Here is a 21,495-nt window from a genome sequence, read left to right on the forward strand (position 1 = left end):
AGTTCACAATCAGAGCATTCCCCTCTATTCAATGGCTTAGATATGTGAACATAAGTAATAAAACAGCATTTGGGAACAAAATGATACTCATTTTACGTCTTATGAGTGTCTTGCTTCTGATTTTAGTAACACACATTAGCAGAAGACAAATTCTGAGAAACGATGTCTACGACGGGCTACACCTATGCGATCGCAGAGACTCCACATCATATATAAGTACTTTTATCTGCGGAATACGCCTATAGACAGGTTCAAAAACAATCAGAAACAAACTCAGTGCATCCCCGTCATTACATACATCACATACACAAAGGACAACCCTCTTATGACTCGCCTACATCAATGGAAATCTGGAACTGCTGCACTTATGGCAATGGCAGTTACTACAAGCGTCATTAGCCCTCTATTGAGCTTGGCTCCTGCTAATGCTCAATACAGAATTGGGCAAGACAGAATTGGACAATATGGAAACGTTACTATTCCTTCTGGTGTTGCTTTACCTGTCACCTACGAAAAAGAAACAATCACTATTGCTCCTGGCGAAAGTAAATCTCTAACCTTGAGAATAGCGAACGACATTATCGACAGAAATAGAAACGTCTTAATTCCTGCTGGTACTAAAGTAAATGGACGGCTAGAATCTGTTGACTTAGATAGTTATTCCAGAGATACAAGAGATGATGATAACCAAGGAAAAGGCGTAAGGTTTGTAGCGCAAGAATTAGAATTTTCTAATGGTCAGCGTCAGTCGATTAATGCAACTTCTCGCACATATACCACAACTCAAAAAGTTTCACAGGGGCCTAGCACAGGTCAGGTTTTAACTGATGCAGCTATTGGTGCGGGTGCTGGTCTTTTAGGTTCACTAATTACTGGGAACCGCAGAGTTGACGATTTAAAACCTGTTCTCGGTGGAGCTGCGGGTGCAGGTGCGAGTGTCCTGTTGCGGAAAAAAGAAGGAAATGCTTTTGTCCTCAGACCTGCACAGGATTTAAGGCTCACGCTGAATTCTAACTTGAATTTAGTACCACCATCTCGTTACTAGATTTAACTTCATTCAAGTTGTGAATTTAATCATTCCTTATATGCGATCGCCACTTTAACTATAGTGTGCGATCGCTTTCACTTTTAACCATAAAAAATCTATTTATCAGCAACTATTCTATCTCTGCATCGTCTTACTCAGTACTGATGTTTATTAGAACACTGATTTAATTGTGTTCAGAGTTCATAGGGTAATTACACCACTACTTTTTTAAGCTAGTTTGTGGGTTTGTAGTAAGTACTTTAGTGCTTAGAAAATAAGGACTGAAGTCCTTACTACGAGCTTGTTTGCTCATCAATTTAAACTTGACAGAGTACTACTTCTATTACCTACTTCGTTTGACATAGACTTCTTGATTATGACTGTATGACTAAGGTAATGGTTTTTACAAAAAGCAGAAAAAATTGGGAACCTTGTACTTTAGTAAATGTCTAATTAATTAACAAGTAAAAAAACTAATTGTACTGGAGTAAAAAATAATGTTTAACTTAAATCGTTGGCAATCTAAAACAGCTGCACTCATGGCTTTAAGCGTCACAGTTGGTACTGTAGCGCCCTTCATTACAGCTGCACCTTCTTTTGCTCAAACTACTTTTTCTGATGTTTCATCTAACTATTGGGCAGCACAATTTATTCAACAATTATCTCAGCGAGGCGTAATTGCTGGATTTCCTGATGGCACCTTCCGCCCTGAAGAAGCGGTGACACGCGCTCAATTTGCCGCTATGGTCAACAAAGCTTTCCAAAAAGCACCGCAACGGCAGGGAATCAATTTTGCTGATGTGCCTAGCAACTATTGGGCATCCAGTGCAATTCAGCAAGCTTATACCATTGGTTTCTTGTCAGGTTATCCTGGAAATCGCTTTGAGCCTAACCAGGCTATTCCTCGCCAACAAGTTTTAGTTTCCCTTGCGAACGGTCTGGAATATAGTCCCATCGGCAATACTGAAAGCACTCTGCAATACTTCAACGATGCTTCTAACATCGCTAGCTATGCCCGTAGCCCGATCGCAGCTGCAACTGAAAAGCAAATTGTGGTTAACTATCCTAATGTGAACTTCCTGAATCCAACTGCAACCGCCACTCGCGCTCAGGTAGCAGCTTTTATCTACCAAGCATTAGTTAGTTCTAATCAAGCCTCAGCTATTAACTCGCCTTATGTCGTGGCTCTTGGGTCTACTACCCCAACACCTGTATCAGTCACAATTCCCCAAGGGACTGCTATTCCTGTGAAGTATGACAAGGCAGAAAAAATTCTGGTTACAAAGGACGAAACAGCGCCTTTGACATTGACAGTATCCCAAAACGTAGTTACGCAAGACGGATCTGTAGTGATTCCTGCTGGTAGTCAAGTTATTGGTCAACTCAAACCTGCTACAGGCGGTTCTCAATTCGTTGCCGAGAAACTAGTTTTGACTAGTGGTCAAGAGTATCAACTTAACGCTAGTTCTGACGTGATTACCAAAACTGAAACCGTCAACAAAGGTACTAGTACTGGTTCAATTATCAGAAATACCGTATTGGGCGCAGGTGCAGCTGCGGCGGTATCTGCTGTCACAGGCGATCGCGCCATTGCCACAGAAGAAGTCTTGGGTGGCGCTGGTATCGGTGCATTGATTGGTCTGTTCTTCGGCAGAAATAGCGTTGACTTAGTAGCAATTGACCCAGATACCGATCTACAAATGACAATCAATCAGAACTTGTTGGTTTCAGTAAGATAGTCATTGGTCATTGGTCATTGGTCATTGGTCATTAGTCATTAGTATTTACAAATGACAAAGGACAAATGACAAAGGACAAATTCTAAACTTCCGGCAACCAAATAATAAATGTAGTCCCCGGCGCATCGGGTGAAGTTAGCTTAGAGTTGATTGCAGGGCTGAAAACCTCGATTTCGCCCTGCATTTGCTCTATTAATTGTTTGGCGATCGCTAACCCCAAACCTGTGCCGGGGATTTCTGTTTGCGCTTGTACACCCCGATAATGACGTTCTCCAAGATGTTCTAAATCTTGGGGGGGAATGCCAGGCCCGTTATCACTGATGACAATTCCCTGAAAATTAGCTTTTTCTTGCCCCGCCTGAATCAAAATTTTCCCACCAGTGGGAGTGTATTTTAAAGCATTATCAATAATGTTAGTTAACACTTCTCGTAATGCTTTGACGTTGGCACGTACTAGAGATGAATTTTGTTGAATTTCAGTTATTAGTTTTAGCTTTCGCTCTTGAGCGATCGCTTTAGCTGATATTAATAATGGTTCTAATATATCCGCTAGTGAGCAGTCAACTGCTTTATCTCCCGTTCCCGGCAATAATAGCGGTGGTTTAGCATCTTTTTGGATAGTTGCTTCTACAAATACTTCATCTTCTGTCAGATGTAGTGGTGCTAAATCTGCCTCTGTCAAGTCAATTACTTGCTCAAATTGTTGCAGTAATTCTTGGAGGCGATCGCTTTCGCGCACAATACTATTTGCTACATCCCGGTTGGCATCTGCTGGTCTTAGTCTTTTTAATAGCAGTTTGCCAAAAGTCCGCAACGCCGTTAATGGGTTACGAAACTGATGCAATAGGTTATCTAACAAATCCCGCTGTTTTTCTTGGAGTATTTGTTGCTCACGTAACTGCTGCTCAAACCATGCTCGTCGTTGATCTAAAATACAAGCGATCGCTAACGTTTGAGCTATTCGTTGAATCTGACTTTCCTCGCTTTCATTCCATGCCCGGTCTTGCCTACTTGTCACCAGTAAGCCCATCATCACACCCTCATAAATTAGAGGTAAAACAATTTGGTTTCCACTAAATAGGTATTCCTCTTTGAGATGGGGTTGAGATGCATCTGGTATCTCCGAACCCTGTGATGAGGTTGGAGATTCTGATCCTGCTGTCAATAATTTTCTCTGATCATTGGGTAATACAAACACATTTCCAACTTGAAGCTGCTTGTGTGCTGTCGCCTCAGCAGTCACCTCCCCTGGCGGTAATAATGCTGTTTCCGGGTAAATTACCACAGGAATCAGTTTTGCATCACCTGAAGGAGTCTCTACCAATTCTTGTGTTAGGTACACAATACTTAAAGTTGCTCCCAGCCCTTGGGTTAGTAGCGCTATTTGCTCTCGACACAGAGCAAGAAAATCGGAACTGGCAGACATTAACATTTTTTAGCTCTTGCTCAAGATTACAGATTTTGAGGCATGATGTAAGAGAGGATACTTAATTTTTACCTCACTCATTTAATAAAGCTTAACTAAAATTTTCTCAGAGATGGTTTGTACCAGGGGATTATATCTTTAGGTGGTTCTGTTTATCTATTTTCAAAGATATTAACTTTCTTACATGAAAAGGTTAAAAAGTATTGATATTTTGAACTAGAACCTATATAATGACGACGGATTTTGTAGCTATCACTACAATCTATAGCTTGAAAGAGGAGGACAATAGATTGGCAAGGAGACGCAAAAGGAAGAGTCGTCGTCGTCAGGAAGGACGGCGAATTTTGGAACATGTGCCTCAATATAGCATCGAAAGTGGCGAAGAAAAGCCTGTGACAGCAGCGAGAAGATTCATTCAAGCTGAAGGGATTTTGCCACCGGCATTGCTACTCGTAAAGCGAAATGAACACACCACAGATCGTTATTTCTGGGCAGAAAAGGGACTGTTTGGTGCTCAATACGTAGAGGAAAACCATTTCTTGTTTCCTAGCTTGAGGGTGTTAGAACCTTCGCCAGGTCAAGAACCTCTTGCTTTAGCTAGTCGGTGAACCATAGATGGTCATCTTAAGCATTGAGTGTGGCTCCTGACTATTATTAACTGGCAAAATTGCTAAGTTTATGCAAAATTTAATTTTTTTTTAGTTTGTAGCTGATTTGCCAGTAAGTCTAGTCCAGGTAGTTGGAAAGTAAACTTGTCTCAAACCACGCTACATTGCATGGGTTGACACTATTTTGATGATGCAGAAGGGAGTAGGTATAGAGCCAAGCGCGTTTAAAAGCGCTAGTGAAGTTGCGCTCTATGCCGTAGATTGTTAGGCAAGCTCTGTCAATGAATTTAAGTTAATTAATTTAAATTTTTTCCCCACAACTTGTGTTGTGGGGAAAACTGACAAAGCAATGTTCTTGATTTCCTCCTTCCTACTTTCCATTGCCTAAAGAGTAGGTCAGGTCAGAAGTCTGCATATCATAGTTAAAAGATGGTCAGAAAAATCAACAATTATATCCCAGGCTTTAGCTGTAGAGTCCTTTGTAACTCACTGAGTTCATCTCGATGGGCTACTACGGTTATCTTACTTGAGGAGGTTTGTTCGCTCTGAGTTGTTTCTACTTTGAGCGAAACCTTCTCAAGTCTTTCAGATTTTTTCCAATAAAATAGACCACTTAAAGGCGACAGCAGTACCATAGCCAGAACAATGGTACTGAGGCTAGGAAAAAGCAGGTATACCACCAAAGATAGACAAATAATCCCAATAGCTGCCAGTAAAGTTAGAAATATAGCTAAGAACCAGCTGGGGCGAACATTACCTTCAAAAGTCACCTTGTTTTGTTCTCGGTCTACCGCTGCCACTCGGTAAGACCGCGAGCGAAAATACTCTTTTAATTGAGACATTAAAACAGCTTCGTCTTGCTCAGATACCAGTTGCGCTGTTTCTATGCGGTCTTTAGTCGAGGCACGAATAAAGAAAAACAGCCCAACGGATAACAACAAGGTTAACAGGAAAGTAGATGGCAGAATAGCAGTATCCATAACTAATTGTTAGTGTTTGACTGGAGGAGACTTATTCATTATCAATTATTCGTTATACCAGTTTGAACAATGATTGCGAGAAATGGAGCGCCAAAAAGCGATCGCTAGGGACTCTTCCACAATCCAAAATCCAAAATCGTCTTACTTTGTCCTCCTATTGATGTAGTCTTGCCAAAGAAAAGCTAAATCCTGACCTTGAACTTGCCATTCGGGAGAAACTTGGTACATACGCCTGGGGCGTCCCCGTCCTTCGAGTTTCTTCCAATATCCAGTGATTGCCCCTTGATCTTCCAGAAATTTGATTGCACTGTAAAGTACGGTATCTGAAAGCCGGTAGATGGGATATTCAGTTTCTAATTGCTCGATCAACTCGGTTCCGTAGGATTCACCTTGTAATAAAACAGACAGGATGTAACAAACTGCTAGTTCTTGACAAAGGTAAGTTGGCGGAGGATTTTCAAAGAATTGATATATATCCTCAAGTTTCATGGTTAGTGAATGGCTAAAAAAATGCCTTAGGGTAAGGTCTACAATCCTTGTAGTCAGTATACAGTGCTACTACCAAGCGAGTAATACAGATAAAGCTACTTAGACTAGATATCCATTGCGTAAACACCAAATAATCACCCACATCTGTGAAGTTGTGGGAAGAGTTTGCGAGTTTTAGGGGTAGAAAATAATGTATTCCTACCCAAGCTCGATACGGTGTGGTGAGGAGCGAACAGACAGTGGTAAAGTCACTATCTTGGTGTCAAGTGATGCCAAACTAGTTAGAACCGCTTAAGCAATAAAATGCCATCGAAAAAATTTTACAGGTAAAATGCTATTTTGTCTGTAAAAGTTAATAAACACTTTGTTTTACAGTGATTTTCCCAATGCGAATTCTAAAAGCTTACGCTAAGGGAGATGTCTGGTTTAAAGCTGCTACGGCAGTATAAACACTTAAGCATTAAATGTTACTAATTTCTTCAACAAGAGAATCTCTTGTGTCATTTGGCAAGCGTGATAGTAAATTTATCAAAGAAGACCTAAAGGCGCGAGGAAGAAGACCTAACTTTTCACGTTATTTTATGGAAAGCCCACGAAAAACCTAATATCCTAAACCCCTTCCCAATACAGGAAGGGGAAAATTCAAAGTATGTTTCCTAGAAGGAAAGAGATTTAGAAAGAGGTTTTCCAGATAGCATAAAAAGTCAGAAAGAAGACGGGGAAACGCGGGGATGAGGGGAAATAACTCTCTGTGTCTCCGTATCCCCGCGTCCCCGTGTCCTTTAATCAAGCGCCCAGCACATTGGTGAACTATGTCACAAACTCCTGATGCCCCATCATCTTCCACTTCTCTACGGGCTATTGCCCAAACCTTTCGCCTTACGGGTTGGATTAGCTTTTGGATTCAGCTAGTACTAGGCGTTGTTTCTAGCATAATTGTGTTGCTATTTGCCATCTTTAATCAAAGAACTGGCAGTCCTAGTAATAATCCTGGGACTGGCTTTGGCGTATTTTTAGCAATTTGTGGATTGGTTGTTTTGGGTGGGGGGATTTATTTAGCTTACCGTTACACCAGAATTGGTAAGCAACTTGAATCTTCCAATCCCAGCAACCGCCCTCGGAAAAGTGAGACTGTGCAAGTATTACGCTTAGGGTTGTGGGTGAATTTAGGGGGAACGCTAGTGACTCTTTTGGGGGCACAAGCGATCGTTGGAACACTGGTAGCAAGATCCATATCTCCTCAAGCCATAACTACCCAATTTTTTGACCCTACCCGAATTATTAGCGGTCTAGATATGCTTGTGGTACAGGCAAATACCAACACTGTCTCAGCGCATTTTGCAGGGCTTGTGGCGTCGCTTTGGTTACTCAATCGCATTAACCGACCTTAAACAGAGAAGTCGGAAGAAAAGATAAAAGTCAAAATCAAGTAATTCTTTTGACTTCTTTTCCTCTATTTTTCAGAGGTTGTATGACGAATAATTTAAATATGTCCATTGTACTTTTCCGAAATTATCAAAGTACAGCGTGAAGACTAATACTAGTTACTTAATATTAACATCCGTCTACAGAATGATAACATCAAAATTCAGCACCCAGAATGGGCTAAACGCCCCGCTATCGCTAACAGAAGTCATAATTTAAAAGGAATGTAGCATGATTAATGCATTTATGGATCAAATTTTCTCCTAATTATTTAACTACTCTGACTCCTGAATTCTTACGTGATAACAGAACCATTATTAGGGTGATTTAATCTTTATTAGAGGTATTACCATTATGAAACAACTAGAAATTTGGAAGTTTGGTATACAAGTACTTTTTAGTACATTGATGATTGGATTGTGTAGTTCCCTGATCTTTATGGAACGCGATAATAGCCAAAACCAAGCAGTTTATTGGAGTGGTTTATCAGGCGTACTTGCCTACTGGCTGCCCTCACCTGCAACCACTCAGGGGTCTGGAAAATCAGAGGAGTAATACCAAATTTTGGATTTTAAATTTTGGATTTTAAATTTTTCTAGCCCTGGCAAGATATTGGCAGGGCTAAATTTTTATGGTTGCTTTTCTGATCACGGCAAGCCAAAATCAGTATATGCTGATGTGTTGGCAGGTAGATAATAGGTTAAAAACTGAGAAAAATCTGTGCTGGATATCAAGCAAATACGGGAAAATCCGCAATTAGTTCAAGAACGATTGAATAGTCGTAGTGGTAAATACGACATTGAACCGATTTTACAGTTAGATCGGCAACAACGGGAAATTGAGGGGACGCGTAGTCAACTCCAAGCCCGTAGCAACGAAATCGGTAAAATTGTCGGGCAGAAGATTAAATCTGGGATCAATCCTCAAGACCCAGAAATTCAAGCTTTGCGGGATGAAGGGAACTCTGTTAAAGCTACGTTGAGTCAATTGGAACCCCAAGAAAAAGAACTCAAAGCTGAAATTGCCCAACTTGTGTTGGCACTTCCTAACTTGCCAAGCGACTCTACACCCCTTGGAAAGAATGAGGAAGATAACGTAGAAGTACGCCGTTGGGGTGATGAGTACATTCCTCAAAATCCGAATATTCTCCCTCACTGGGAAATTGGCGAAAAGCTGGGTATTCTCAATGTTGAACGGGCTGTAAAAGTTGCCCAAAGTCGCTTTGTGACATTGATAGGCGCTGGTGCAGCATTGGAGAGGGCATTAATTCAATTTATGCTGACTCTCCATACTCAAGCTGGCTATGTCGAAGTCAGTCCGCCGCTATTAGTGAATACTGAGTCTTTAACAGCGACCGGTCAGTTACCCAAGTTTGCTGAAGAAAGTTTTAAATGCGCTGATGATGACTTGTGGCTGATTCCTACGGCGGAAGTTCCAGTTACAAATCTCTACCGGGGTGAAATTCTCGCTGCTGAAGATTTACCTATCTACCACTGTGCTTTTACTCCCTGTTTTCGCCGTGAAGCTGGTAGTTATGGGCGCGATATGCGGGGATTAATTCGTCTCCATCAATTTAATAAGGTGGAAATGGTGAAATTCGTCGAACCCAGTACGTCTTTTGATGAATTGGAGAAATTGGTGGAGAATGCAGAAGCAATTTTACAGGCATTGCAGTTGCCTTACCGAGTAGTAAATTTAAGTACTGGAGATTTGGGATTTGCCTCTACCAAAACTTATGATTTAGAGGTTTGGTTGCCTTCTTCTGGCAAATACCGCGAAATTTCTAGCTGTTCCAATACTATAGATTTTCAGGCGCGACGGGCTGATATTCGTTTCAAAGAGGCGGGGAAGAAAGGCACTCAGTTCGTACATACCCTCAATGGTTCGGGTTTGGCTGTAGGACGGACGATGGCAGCAATTTTGGAGAATTATCAACAACCTGATGGGACGGTGAGGATACCAGAAGCGTTGCAACCTTACTTGGGACGTGAAGTTTTATAGTTTGTCATTAGTCATTTGTCCTTTGTTATTTACCGATGACCAATGACCAATGACTAATACCCAATACCCAATACTCAATGCCCAATTAGAATGGAGATAACTATAGCTTAATATTTTCACTAATTTGCTCTATGTCAGTTTTAGCAGCGATCGCAGTCTTGGCTGTTTTGATCTTGGTACACGAGTTGGGACATTTTGTTGCAGCACGTTCTCAAGGCATTCTCGTTAACCGTTTTTCTTTGGGTTTTGGCCCAGTTCTTTTAAAGTACCAAGGTTCACAAACCGAATATGCTGTCCGCGCTTTTCCCTTGGGCGGCTTTGTGGGCTTTCCCGATGATGACCCCGATAGCGATGTTCCACCCAATGACCCAAATTTGCTGCGTAACCGTCCAGTTTTAGACCGGGCGATCGTCATCAGTGCCGGTGTGATCGCAAATTTAATATTTGCTTATTTTGTGTTGGCTCTGCAATTGGGTATCGTTGGTATTCCCAAGGAATTAAACTATCAAGCTGGTGTTCTTGTACAGCCTGTTAATCAAGAATCTGTTGCCTACCAAGCAGGAATTAGAGAAGGTGATATTATTCTGGCTGTGAATGGTCAGGAACTCCCGGCTTCTGATCAGTCAACTCCTTTGCTGACAAAAGAAATTCAAACTCATCCCAATCAGCAAATCGAACTGAAAATTCTGCGTGAAAACCAACAACAAACTCTGAAATTAACACCAAAACTAGGAGCCGATGGCAAAGGTGTAGTTGGTGTGGCACTTAGTCCAAATGCTACAGCAATCTATCGCCGTCCTAATAGTCCTTTTGAAATTTTTGGTCTTGCTGCTAATAGATTTCAACAATTATTTGTTGGTACACTAAGCGGTTTTGGCCAGTTAATTACCAACTTTCAACAAACTGCTGGGCAAGTTTCTGGGCCAGTTAATATTGTCAAAATTGGTGCGAAATTAGCTGAAGACAATACTGTAAATCTGTTGTCTTTTGCGGCAATTATCAGCATTAACTTGGCTATTATCAATATTTTGCCTTTGCCAGCTTTGGATGGTGGACAACTGGCTTTTCTGCTGATTGAAGGTTTGCGCGGTAAGCCTGTGCCTAGCCGCATTCAAGAAGGTGTAATGCAAACAGGCTTGGTGTTACTCTTAGGCTTAGGAATTTTTCTGATCGTCAAAGAAACTACTCAATTAACTAGTCAATTGGAGTGGGTACAAAAATTATTCCAGTGAGTACTACGCGCAAATCGTTATCTAAAAAGCAGCGATCGCTAGAAATTTTAACTCGTCTGAAGCGTCTTTATCCAGATGCTACTTGCTCTTTGAACTACTCAACGCCAGTACAACTGTTGGTAGCAACGATTCTCTCGGCCCAATGTACTGATGAGCGGGTAAATAAGGTGACACCAGCTTTATTTGGTAAATTTCCTGATGCCGCGAGTTTAGCGATCGCTGACTTAGTAGAATTAGAAAGTTTGGTGCGTTCAACTGGGTTTTATCACAATAAAGCCAAGAACATTCAAGCCGCCTGTCGGATGATTGTTACTGAATTTGACTCTGTTGTTCCCAACCAAATGGAACAGTTGTTAAAGCTTCCAGGTGTGGCGCGGAAGACAGCAAATGTAGTCTTGGCTCATGCTTATGGCATTAATGCTGGCGTGACAGTAGATACTCACGTCAAGCGCCTGTGCGGACGTTTGGGTTTAACTGAAGCAAAAGACCCCGTTCGGATTGAGCAAGATTTAATGGGTTTATTGCCTCAGCCTGATTGGGAAAATTGGTCAATTCGGCTGATTTATCACGGTCGTGCTATTTGTAAAGCCCGCTCTCCCGCCTGCATTGCTTGTGAGCTTGCCGATTTATGTCCTGCTGCAAATAAGCCAGTGGTTGTAGGATAAGCGACACAAGTAGCGCCAGAATTGATGGAGAGACTGTAGAATGGAAAACGGTGTCTTTAAATAAGTTAGAGAATATATGGCTAAAAAGAGCATGATTGAGCGCGAGAAAAAGCGCACCAGGTTGATAGAAAAGTATGCTGACAAGCGGGAAGCTCTTTTGGAAGAGTTCAGAAGTGCAGCATCTCCTTTGGATAAGCTAGAAATCCACCGGAAGATTCAACAGCTACCCCGGAATAGTGCGCCCACCCGCCACCGCAATCGTTGCTGGTTGACTGGTCGTTCTAGAGGAGTTTACCGCGATTTTGGTTTGTCTCGGAACGTGCTACGGGAATGGGCACATGAAGGTCTTTTGCCTGGAGTTGTTAAGTCTAGCTGGTAGTTAAGAGTCATTAGTCATTAGTGAGCCAGCGCGGTCTTGGGGAGCCAGTGCGGTCTTGGGGTCTCCCCAAGTGGAGCATCTGGCGTGGTTTCCCCCATGAGTGACTGGCGAACCCGTAAGGGTCATTAGTCATTGGTAAAAAACAAATGACAAAGGACAAATGACAAATGACAAATGACAAAATATTATTGACCACAACACTTATCAATTCCCAGACTTTCTAAGAGTAGATCGCTGACGGCGTTGGCGATCGCAAACTCTCCATAAAAGCTATTAGAAAAATCATAGGACTGCATCTCTGTGACAATGGCAATTACCAGAGAACCAAGGTCATTTTCTCCTTCCATCCGTTGACGCACAAAAATCTGTGCGGCTCGTTGGGCAATATTTTGGTTAACGGCTTCGGGGATAAATTCTGTATCTAGCCACCGTTGTAAGCGTTCTCGTAACCATTCACCTTCGAGCAACGGATTTTCAGGCGGTGGTAGGGTGATGGGTGGAATTGGTTGAGTCATCTTTTTTAAACGCAGAGGGACGCGGAGGGAAACGCAGAGGAACGCTAAGGTTGACTGTTAGCATCAAATTGCGTTTCTAAGAGTGTTTTTTTATATTTATTTATGCAATATGATATCGCCGCTATTGTTGAGGGCTATGCACAAGGCTATTTTCTCATGGCTGATGAACGCGATCGCTTGAGTTGGTACGGAAGTCGCGATCGGACTTTGATTCCTTTGGATGAGCGGTTTCGTTACCCCAAGTCTTTGCAGCGTGTTCTGAATCAAGAACGGTTTACTGTGGCGATTAATCAAGACTTTCAGGCTGTGGTGGCTGGCTGTGCTGACAGAGAGACAACCTGGATTTCACCGGAATTACGAGAAATTTATTCGCTACTTTACCAGAATGGTTATGCTTATAGTTTTGAAACTTGGCAGGGTGACGAATTAGCCGGGGGAATTTTAGGGATTGTGATTGGTGGGGCTTTTATTGGCGAGTCGATGTTTTACCGCATTCCCGAAGGTTCAAAGGTAGCGATGGTAAAGTTGGTGGAAAGATTGCGTCAAAGGAAATTTGTATTTTTTGATGCCCAAATGATGAATCCTCACTTGGAGAGGTTTGGTGCTTATCGAGTTGAGGATGAAGAATATCAAGTTTTACTAAAGCAAGCATTACACCGTCCATGTTCTCTAATAATTTAGTCAGACTAAAGTTTGTAACTACTTATTTGTGTTAAACGCAATTATCGTGATCTTCTAAAAATAATTCGCGCCTTGATTGCGTCAGGTCTTATTAACTACTTCTATCCTCATCAACCTAATCATCCACGCCAGAAGTATATTGCCTAGATTTCAAGTTAAAGTTGAAGACTTTAAATTGGATTTGAAAAACCTGCAAGAGTTTAGAAGGCTGTGATTTTTATCAGCTGGTGTAATCGTTGTTGCGGCGTGTGAAGCAATTATCTCATTCATTGCAACAGCAGAACAAGGTAACTTTACCACCACCCTAAAAAATCTGACTGTTCAACGAACTTTGGGGGTTTGAGTCCCCAGCAAGATAGGTAGCACGTTTTGTGTCGGGGTTAAATCCCCGTTACAAAACATAATTGCGATAGCGAAGCGGTAGCAAGAGTGCGAATTGCGAATTGTTTTAATCTCTATTTTTCTAGATTGCGCTCACCCATCAGAATTTATTTTTTAACTGTCTTCTTAACTGTCTTATCTGTCATTGCGTTTTCTTGCTGATGGCGAGAAAATACAAACGCGACAGTAAAAAACATTGGACAACAATACAATTATCTCAATAGAATCTATTCTTTTTGGAGGGAAAAATCATGAGTTCACTCAATCAAAGTCAAAGCTATATGTTAACGCAAGGTCAAGACATTTATCTGTCTGGTAATCTCATTCAAAGCGAAAAATTCTCTATTAAAAAGACCCTACGGGATGGAGGAAAAATCCGTTTTAAAATTCGTTATTCGGCTGAACTACAGGGTTTCTGCCTGCTAGAAGTTTTTCTTATGAGAGCATATAACAGAACACAAACTGCTAGTATGACTATCCCTAATGGTGGTTCGACAGCTAATGTTCAAGAACAAGAGCAAGAATTTAGTATTTGGGAGCCAGGAGATTATTACTTCTTTTTCAAAATGTCTTCCAATAATGGAAAATTTCATATTGAGGATTATCAGCTTTATTGGTCAGGTAATTAATTGTTTTTCGTTGGAAATACCAAAATCAGCAGCCTTAAACTAGAGCAAAATAAAGACGGATATCGTCAGAATTTATGATTAAAAAAGGCTTTTTATCTGGCTTATAGACCAAAACACTTCACCTCATAACTTAACAATCCGTTCTAAAAAAATCACGCTCAAGAGAAGTCTGAGCGGAGGAAGTTGCCGCTCGAACTTCTCCTTCCCTTCTCTACGAAAAGCTGCGCTACGGAGACACTCTTTCTAACTTGCTTGTATTGTAGGAATAAGGTGAGTGCGAGAAAAAGAGTATCTGATAGTTTTTTCTCAGGCACGTTTTTGCAATGATTTATATTCAAATTCAGCAACGCCTAGTTGTTTTTTAAAGTAAGCACGGTAGAGTTCGCAACGCGGTAGGATGCGATCGCCTTCATAAGTGATCAACCCTAAGCTTTCGAGCTTATGAGTGTCAATGGGATTCAGAGAAATGCTTTGCTTTGCGGCCACAACTTCAACATATGCCTTTACCAAACTGGGATTTTCTTGCAGAATTGCCCAATGTCGCCATAAATGATAACGATAGATACCACCGTTAGCGATCGCATCCTGCATCAGTTCTTCTAAAGTAATCCCTTGACAGCAGAGATAATACAAAGCAATCCGAATTAGCGCTGGATGTCCCCCCACGAGAGACATTAGTTGCTTAACTTCCTTATTAGAAGTCCAGTCCAGCCCATGCCGATGAGCTAAATATTTTACTTGATACTCAGTAAATTCTGGTAAACGGATCGGTAATCCGATATTAAATGGGGAGCGGTTGATATCCAGAGAGACATATACTTCTGTAGAGTAAACCACCACTAACCTCAATTTCTGCAAGTTGTTATCTTGTCGTGCTTCCTCATACCAAGAGCGCAACAAACCAAAAAACTCTCGAGCAATTTCAGGATATTCAAAAAAGCGGTCAACCTCATTTAAGACTAAAACCACTGGACTTTTACTCTGTTTGAGCAAATAAGATTGCAAATATACACTGCAACTCAATTTACAACCTATTTCCTCATCCCAGTTTTCATCTAACTTAGGATCAATGCCTAACTCTGTTGCAATTTGCCAGCAAAGAGAACGCAAAAGCTTATTTAAGTCTGTCAGACAGCTTGAATCGATTTGGCTGCAATTCACGTTTACCGGGCTATAAACTTGCATCTTGGCAAAGGCTAACAGCCGCAGCACAAGAGAAGTTTTACCCATCTCTCTTGGCGCTCGAATCCGGATCACACAGCCTGGTTGAATTATTTCTCGATAGACTAGTTCCTCAATGGGGGGGCGTTCGACATAGAAGGGCGAATCTAGAGCTACGGGACCATCTGGGTATGACCAAAGATTTTCGAGTAGGTTATGGTGTTGAGTAACAAATGAATCCAAGGATAAAGACGGAGATAACTTTTGTTCTTCTGTGTCTAAACTCAGTGAGAGAGTTTGAAAGTTCTCAGTATTATTCGGTTCACTCAGAACTGTATAGTCTTCCCTGCGTAATTCTAAGTTAAAGGCGCTAAAGCATAATTTTAGGGTTTTTTGATCCACGCCTGTATTCAATGACCATAATCGGTTTAGAGTTTTGGTAGAAACATTCATGCGATCGCCTAAATCTTCTAGAGTGAAGCGATGCCCATTATTTTGTACCTTTTCCATCGTCAGAATCGACGCCTGTAAACGCTTCAACCCAGCGATCGTTAGGATAAGTCCTCGTCTTCGCGTGCTTTTAGATTGCTTCATACCGCTAATTATCTATCTGTTTTTTTTCTTTACCGTCTTAGCTGTATCCTCATTGTTTCATGTTTTCAAACGGTTATTCAACAGTTACTTCACTGTTCTCGGATTTAGACTTAATCAGTAAAAAAATATACATTCTTATTTTATAAGAGTTAGATGAGTGGGTATAAACAAACATAACTACAATTGATTGTCATTTTTCCACCCTCTATGAAAATCCGCTGAGGCTGCTATATCAAGAGTCTTTTTACTACTAGCAAATAAAAATCACAAGCCTTAATAATCTGATGCGCTTTTAAGTTGCATAGTTCAATCGCTTGAAGGATACGGGGATACGGGGACGCGGCGACGCAAAGATGCAATTTGAATCACAATTAGCTTAGTTCACTTTATTTATACCGATTTATTCAGTGTTACTGAAAGTTATTTCTTATCTGGTATGAATCTGGATTTTACGTGTAGATGCACATATAGGACTCATATTTGATTTTTGAACAAAACTCAGTACACCTTTATTCCTTTTTCCCAGTCCCCAGTCCCTTACCTCTACGAGTGATTCTCCAAATCAAAGACGCTCCTTCGCGTAGCGTGTCGTAGACAAGACTCGCTACCGCTTCGCTATCGGATTACTATAATAAGGTTTTGACCAACCTCCTTCGGGGCGAGGAAACAGAAAACTATCTTTTGGATTCAACACGCAGTAAGGGTGCACAGCTAGCTGTGCACCCTTGATAAAGACGTATATCTTATACAACTCAAAAACGCTACAATCTCTTATCAGAAAGGATAAGCGCGTTACGCAAGTTTTTAGAGGAGTTGGGTGGTTATACACCAGCGTCCCGACGTGTTCTCATTTATTGGCGAAAAGTTCTTAGCACTTGCTGCCAACATACTATAGTAACGCATTTAGCGTCGAATTTGGTTAGAGATATCTTCGCCTGTTTCTGCTGCACTATCCCCTACATCACGAGCAGTTTTTTTAGCACCCTCTACGTACCCAGAGCCAAATTGTTTAAAGGCTTCTGCTGACTCTTCACCAATCTTCTGAAGTCGTTCACCAGGAGAACCTTCCGTTTCACGAGCTTCTTTATTCCACTCCCCGATTGTTCTCGGTCTTTGAGAATCATCTTGCTGTATCTGTTCACGAACTCTTTCCTTTAAGGCTGTGTTATTTTGCCCAGGAGCAGCATTCGTTGTCAGCACTAGAAAACCAACTAGAACAACAGCCAAAAAACTTTTTATCTGAAGTCCTTTAAGCAAGGTACTGATGTGACTAATCGTCCTAGAAATCAAATTTATCATGCCAAATAGGTTGCTTTTTGGAGTACAAATAAAGATTAGCTATAAAAAAGTAATTATCCTTCTAACAAAAGACATATATCAGTAATGAAAAACAAAGGCTTCTTCAATCCTGGGGAAGAGACGACTTACTCTAGCAATCCTCAATCATTCGTGAGAAGTTGAGATGCTCAAAAAACTACAACAAATAAAAGTAATTCTGGCTTACAAAAATTCAGAAAATTTGGGTGATATTGCAATTCTTAAATCTGATTTTTTTGGTGCTAAAGTTTCTCCAACAGTCGCCTCCAAACTTCAACCAGTAGTAGGATATTATCCCACAATTGATTTGAACCAATTAAGCCAATATCCTCAAGGCTCCTTTGGACGAGAATATGCCAATCATCTGCGAGCAAATCAACTAAAACCATTAAATATCAGCCCAGAACTAGAAGACATTGCCAAAAGTAATCTATTTGCTCTGCGATATTTGGTCACCCACGATATTTTTCATGTTTTGCTTAATTTTGACACCACCTACGCCGGAGAAATTGGTGTACTTGCTTTTGCTGCTACACAAAACTACAGCAAATCGCTCCACATCGGTTTGTGGTTGGCTAGATTGCTCTATCCTATCCTGGCTCCCCAACAAATAAAAGCGATTTTCGCCAATCTAGCAAAAGGGCAAGAACTAGGTAAGAAAGCTGATTTTCTATTAGGCTACCGCTTTGAAGACCATTGGGAAGAACCAATTGACGATGTGAGAAAACGCTTGAGATTACAATAAATTTCCACAATTAATCGGAAAAAAGGCTTTATCGAAACAGAATTCAGGAGCCAGAAAACAGACATGAATTAATTTTGTACGAGTGGCGGATAGCGCCGGCGGCAAGCGAGTCCGCGTACTCTTACTCTTAAGCAAGCTACGCTTTTAGCGTCTGTCTGCGACACGCTCCCGCGTTCGTAGAGAGCGTCTTGATTCTGACTCCTAAATTCTGACTTCTGAATTCTGACTCCTGAATTCTTCTTCAAAAATTATGCTTGAGATTGCTTAGACTGCTAAATGTAGCACTAAATACATTTTTAATGCTACATTTGGTTTTTAATACAGATAGAAAGAAAAAAAACATATATCTTTAGTTGTAAAAGTTATCTATCTACAGACATAGATGCTTGATGGATAATTTCTAAAGAGTTACTAATAACAATCAATAGTCACACGACTCTTACGCTAGTACACTGTGGCGGAAGTTTACCTACCTTTAACAAGTTGCTTAAACAATTTGTCTGGTTAATTGAGACACTAGTTGAATATCTGCTGTGCTGTACTAGAGGCGTTGTTTATCTGAATGAGTGGATTTAATATCGTAATCCCTAGATATTTGAAGGGCTTGCAGACGACAAACTAATCCACATTTTTCCTTAACACGAGAACTGCTTCAGGTGGAAAGCCAAAGGATGAAATACTGGATAACAAAATTAGCAATATGTATAGTATTACTGTATGGCTTGTTCCTATCAACTGATTATGCAGGAGCAAACCAACTTTCAAGCCTTTCAAATATTGATGTGCAGCAATTAAATGCACTTGCGGAAGATGATAACTTAGCAACTGCTGATGATAATCTTGCTGAGATTAAAAAACAGGATTTTTGCCAATTTAATGGAACTCTTAATCAAATAGATAAACTAGAAGGACTCTTCACACTTTATTGTAGTGAGGATTCGGGCAAAGTTTACTTAGAACTTAAACCAGAGCAACTAAATAAAGACTACCTAGCTATAGTGACATTAGAATCTGGGGTTGGAGAAAGTGGAATTTATAGTGGATTACCTCTTTCTGATTTTATCTTCTACTTCCGACGAGTAAATAATAGATTGCATTTTGTTGTGCGTAATGTAAAGTTCCGCACAGGAAGTAGGGCAGAAAAGCGATCGCTTGCTCGTTCATTTAGCGATTCAGTTCTTTATTCACTCGAAATAGCTACTATTGATCCCAATAGTAAAAATATTTTAATCAACCTGAATGAACTGCTAATGCAGGATTTTCCGGGATTAACTCCCCTATTAAAATACTCTTTGCAGGCTGATTACCGCTTAGACCCACGCAAGTCATATTTTGGTGATGTTAACAGCTTCCCCGAAAATGTAGAGATTGATTCCATTTATGGTTTTTCATCATTAGAAGGATCAAATTTAGTCACTCTACCCGATAGTAGGGCACTCACTCTGAAGGTACACTACAGTTTTTCTCAGCTTAGAGAAAACAATGGTTATATTCCCAGACTTGCCGATGACAGAGTGGGATATTTTATTACTGCTTTCCAAGATTTCTCTAACAATAATCCTCACGAATCATTTGTACGTTACATTAATCGCTGGAATCTAGAACCATCTGACCCTAACGCTGCCTTATCTCCACCCAAAAAACCAATTGTGTATTGGATTGAAAATGCTGTGCCCCTAGAATACCGCGATGCGATTCGTGAAGGCGTTTTGATGTGGAACAAAGCATTTGAAAAAGCCGGATTTCAAAATGCCATTGAAGTGCAGCAAATGCCAGATGATGCTGATTGGCAGCCAGCAGATGTACATTACAACACTATTCGCTGGTTCAATTCTTTGGATGCAGGTTTTGCCAGAGGGCCGATGCGCGTCAACCCATTCACGGGGGAAATATTGGATGCAGATATCATTGTGGATGCCAATATGCTGCGTTTAATTCAGCAAGAATATCACGCACTGATGGAGGCAAATTCATCACTGAAGACAAACCCATGTCAAGAAAAAGCAAGAGGACACGAGGACGTGGGGAAATCCCTGGATAGATTCTCCACTTTATCTTCCCCTGCTCTCTTTTATTCCTCGGAGTTCTGCTATGGCATGGAATCCTCAAATCAAGCAGCGATGGGGGCGCTGGCGTTGTCAATTTTGCCCAACACTACACCTAGTAGTGAAACGATGAAAGAATATGTGCATCAATATTTGCGTTCTCTCATCGCTCATGAAGTAGGGCACACTTTGGGTTTGCGCCACAACTTTCATGGCAGCACTATGTTAGCGCCCGAAGAATTAAATAATACTGAAATTACGCACACAAAAGGTTTAGTTGGTTCGGTGATGGATTATCTACCTGTGAATATAGCACCACAGGGAGTGAAGCAAGGTGACTATTTCCCAGGAGTTGTTGGCCCTTATGACGAATGGGCAATTGAATATGGTTATAAAATATCTCCATCAACAACACTTGAGGCAATTATTCCAGAATCAGAAAAAAGTTTTTTAGAGCAGATTGCATTGGCGTCGCCTCAACCAGAATTATCTTACGCAACTGATGAAGATATCTGGGACATCAATCCTTTAGCAAATGTCTGGGACATGAGTAGTGATGTGCTACTTTATTCGCAGTGGCAAATGGATAATGCTCGTTTTATGTGGCAGCGCCTAGACAAGGGTTATCTATCGAAAGGAGAAAGCTATAGCAACCTGCGCCTGAGATTCAATAGAGTACTTAAATATTATTTTCGGAACGCCTCCTTACTTGCTAAATACATTGGTGGACAATCGTTTCGGCGTCTCCATGCTAGTGATGATGCTGCTTGGGCATTTGCACCAGTTTCACTTTTAAAACAACGCCAAGCATTGACAAAATTACAAGAATATGTTTTTGCAGAGGATGCTTTCAGCTTTTCACCAGAATTACTCAATCAGCTAGCACCGTCGCGTTGGGAACACTGGGGTAGTTATGCACCTAATAATCGCCTTGATTATCCAATTCACGATCGCATTCTGAGTTTCCAAAGTGCAATATTGCGATCGCTATTAGACAGCGATCGCCTCAATCGTTTACAAGATATAGAATTAAAAACTCTTCCTGGAGAAGCACTTTCAATTCCAGAACTCTTAGACACTCTGCAAACAGGCATCTGGACAGAAGTTTTAGCCCCAGGAGAACCAAAGCCAATTTCTAGCATCCGCCGTTCATTGCAACGAGAATATCTGAATATTTTGCTACAGATGATGTTGGGTACTACTAATACACCCGAAGATGGTCGAACATTGGCTTGGTATGAATTGCGCCAACTGCAACAAGCCATTGATGTCAGACTCAAACAACTTGGTGAAAGCCTTGATATTTACACCTTAGCTCACTTAGAAGCTTCTGGCGATCGCATCACTAAAGCCTTAAACGCGCAGTTACTTTCTAAATAGTCATTTGTCATTGGTCATTTGTCATTTGTCTCCCTCATCCCCAGTCCCCAATCCCCAGTCCCCAGTCCCCAGTCCC

19 protein-coding genes are annotated in these 21,495 nt (G+C 41.1%); 13 read left to right on the top strand and 6 right to left on the bottom strand.

Going from position 1 to position 21,495, the window contains the following annotated elements; translation table 11 throughout:
* Positions 1 to 325: 325 nt before the first annotated feature.
* Positions 326 to 1,045, top strand: a complete 720-nt coding sequence (locus tag A4S05_RS18910; protein WP_069071347.1) for a conjugal transfer protein TrbI — start codon at positions 326 to 328, stop codon at positions 1,043 to 1,045.
* 479 nt (positions 1,046 to 1,524) lie between these two features.
* Positions 1,525 to 2,766, top strand: a complete 1,242-nt coding sequence (locus A4S05_RS18915) for an S-layer homology domain-containing protein (protein ID WP_069071348.1) — start codon at positions 1,525 to 1,527, stop codon at positions 2,764 to 2,766.
* An 82-nt stretch (positions 2,767 to 2,848) separates the two neighbouring features.
* Here the strand turns inward: A4S05_RS18915 and A4S05_RS18920 are convergent, their stop codons facing one another.
* Positions 2,849 to 4,198 (bottom strand): sensor histidine kinase, encoded by a 1,350-nt coding sequence (locus tag A4S05_RS18920; protein WP_069071349.1) that lies wholly within the window; start codon positions 4,196 to 4,198, stop codon positions 2,849 to 2,851.
* Positions 4,199 to 4,482: 284 nt separating this feature from the next.
* On the opposite strand from A4S05_RS18920, the gene A4S05_RS18925 reads away from it, so the two are divergent.
* Positions 4,483 to 4,800, top strand: a complete 318-nt coding sequence (locus A4S05_RS18925) for a DUF3155 domain-containing protein (protein WP_041566316.1) — start codon at positions 4,483 to 4,485, stop codon at positions 4,798 to 4,800.
* A gap of 449 nt (positions 4,801 to 5,249) precedes the next feature.
* Here the strand turns inward: A4S05_RS18925 and A4S05_RS18930 are convergent, their stop codons facing one another.
* Positions 5,250 to 5,780, bottom strand: a complete 531-nt coding sequence (locus A4S05_RS18930) for a cofactor assembly of complex C subunit B (protein ID WP_069071350.1) — start codon at positions 5,778 to 5,780, stop codon at positions 5,250 to 5,252.
* Between the two features lie 141 nt (positions 5,781 to 5,921).
* Positions 5,922 to 6,269, bottom strand: coding sequence for a PadR family transcriptional regulator (locus tag A4S05_RS18935; protein ID WP_069071351.1), 348 nt, complete (start codon positions 6,267 to 6,269; stop codon positions 5,922 to 5,924).
* An 812-nt stretch (positions 6,270 to 7,081) separates the two neighbouring features.
* Between A4S05_RS18935 and A4S05_RS18940 the strand changes: the two genes are divergently transcribed.
* The 6 genes from A4S05_RS18940 (at position 7,082) to rpsN (ending at position 11,971) form a co-directional block, all read left to right on the top strand.
* Positions 7,082 to 7,660, top strand: coding sequence for a DUF3611 family protein (locus A4S05_RS18940; RefSeq protein ID WP_069071352.1), 579 nt, complete (start codon positions 7,082 to 7,084; stop codon positions 7,658 to 7,660).
* A gap of 388 nt (positions 7,661 to 8,048) precedes the next feature.
* A complete protein-coding gene (locus A4S05_RS18945) occupies positions 8,049 to 8,249 on the top strand; it encodes a hypothetical protein (protein WP_069071353.1) in 201 nt (66 codons plus the stop codon).
* Positions 8,250 to 8,414: 165 nt separating this feature from the next.
* Positions 8,415 to 9,695, top strand: coding sequence for a serine--tRNA ligase (gene serS / locus A4S05_RS18950; protein WP_069071354.1), 1,281 nt, complete (start codon positions 8,415 to 8,417; stop codon positions 9,693 to 9,695).
* Positions 9,696 to 9,826: 131 nt separating this feature from the next.
* Positions 9,827 to 10,927: an RIP metalloprotease RseP gene (gene rseP, locus A4S05_RS18955; RefSeq protein WP_069071355.1), complete on the top strand. Its 1,101-nt coding sequence runs from the start codon at positions 9,827 to 9,829 to the stop codon at positions 10,925 to 10,927.
* Positions 10,903 to 11,592, top strand: a complete 690-nt coding sequence (gene nth, locus A4S05_RS18960; protein ID WP_069071356.1) for an endonuclease III — start codon at positions 10,903 to 10,905, stop codon at positions 11,590 to 11,592. The genes rseP and nth overlap by 25 nt, the downstream gene beginning before the upstream one ends.
* A 76-nt stretch (positions 11,593 to 11,668) precedes the next feature.
* A complete protein-coding gene (rpsN, locus tag A4S05_RS18965; RefSeq protein WP_012410383.1) occupies positions 11,669 to 11,971 on the top strand; it encodes a 30S ribosomal protein S14 in 303 nt (100 codons plus the stop codon).
* A gap of 185 nt (positions 11,972 to 12,156) precedes the next feature.
* Here the strand turns inward: rpsN and A4S05_RS18970 are convergent, their stop codons facing one another.
* Positions 12,157 to 12,486 (bottom strand): hypothetical protein, encoded by a 330-nt coding sequence (locus tag A4S05_RS18970; protein ID WP_012410384.1) that lies wholly within the window; start codon positions 12,484 to 12,486, stop codon positions 12,157 to 12,159.
* A gap of 102 nt (positions 12,487 to 12,588) precedes the next feature.
* Between A4S05_RS18970 and aat the strand changes: the two genes are divergently transcribed.
* A complete protein-coding gene (gene aat / locus A4S05_RS18975) occupies positions 12,589 to 13,167 on the top strand; it encodes a leucyl/phenylalanyl-tRNA--protein transferase (RefSeq protein ID WP_069071357.1) in 579 nt (192 codons plus the stop codon).
* Positions 13,168 to 13,799: 632 nt separating this feature from the next.
* A complete protein-coding gene (locus A4S05_RS18980) occupies positions 13,800 to 14,177 on the top strand; it encodes a hypothetical protein (protein ID WP_069071358.1) in 378 nt (125 codons plus the stop codon).
* Positions 14,178 to 14,483: 306 nt separating this feature from the next.
* Here the strand turns inward: A4S05_RS18980 and A4S05_RS18985 are convergent, their stop codons facing one another.
* Both A4S05_RS18985 and A4S05_RS18990 read right to left on the bottom strand, forming a co-directional pair.
* Complete coding sequence (locus A4S05_RS18985; protein ID WP_069071359.1) at positions 14,484 to 15,932, bottom strand: AAA-like domain-containing protein; 1,449 nt, start codon at positions 15,930 to 15,932, stop codon at positions 14,484 to 14,486.
* Between the two features lie 903 nt (positions 15,933 to 16,835).
* Complete coding sequence (locus A4S05_RS18990) at positions 16,836 to 17,231, bottom strand: hypothetical protein (RefSeq protein WP_069071360.1); 396 nt, start codon at positions 17,229 to 17,231, stop codon at positions 16,836 to 16,838.
* A 163-nt stretch (positions 17,232 to 17,394) separates the two neighbouring features.
* On the opposite strand from A4S05_RS18990, the gene A4S05_RS18995 reads away from it, so the two are divergent.
* A complete protein-coding gene (locus A4S05_RS18995; RefSeq protein ID WP_069071361.1) occupies positions 17,395 to 17,994 on the top strand; it encodes a Coq4 family protein in 600 nt (199 codons plus the stop codon).
* A gap of 671 nt (positions 17,995 to 18,665) precedes the next feature.
* Entirely contained in the window at positions 18,666 to 21,419 is a 2,754-nt protein-coding gene (locus A4S05_RS19000; RefSeq protein ID WP_069071362.1) for a zinc-dependent metalloprotease, read from the top strand.
* Positions 21,420 to 21,495 lie beyond the last annotated feature (76 nt).

Source organism: Nostoc sp. KVJ20 (genome assembly GCF_001712795.1).
Classification (GTDB): Bacteria; Cyanobacteriota; Cyanobacteriia; order Cyanobacteriales; family Nostocaceae; genus Nostoc.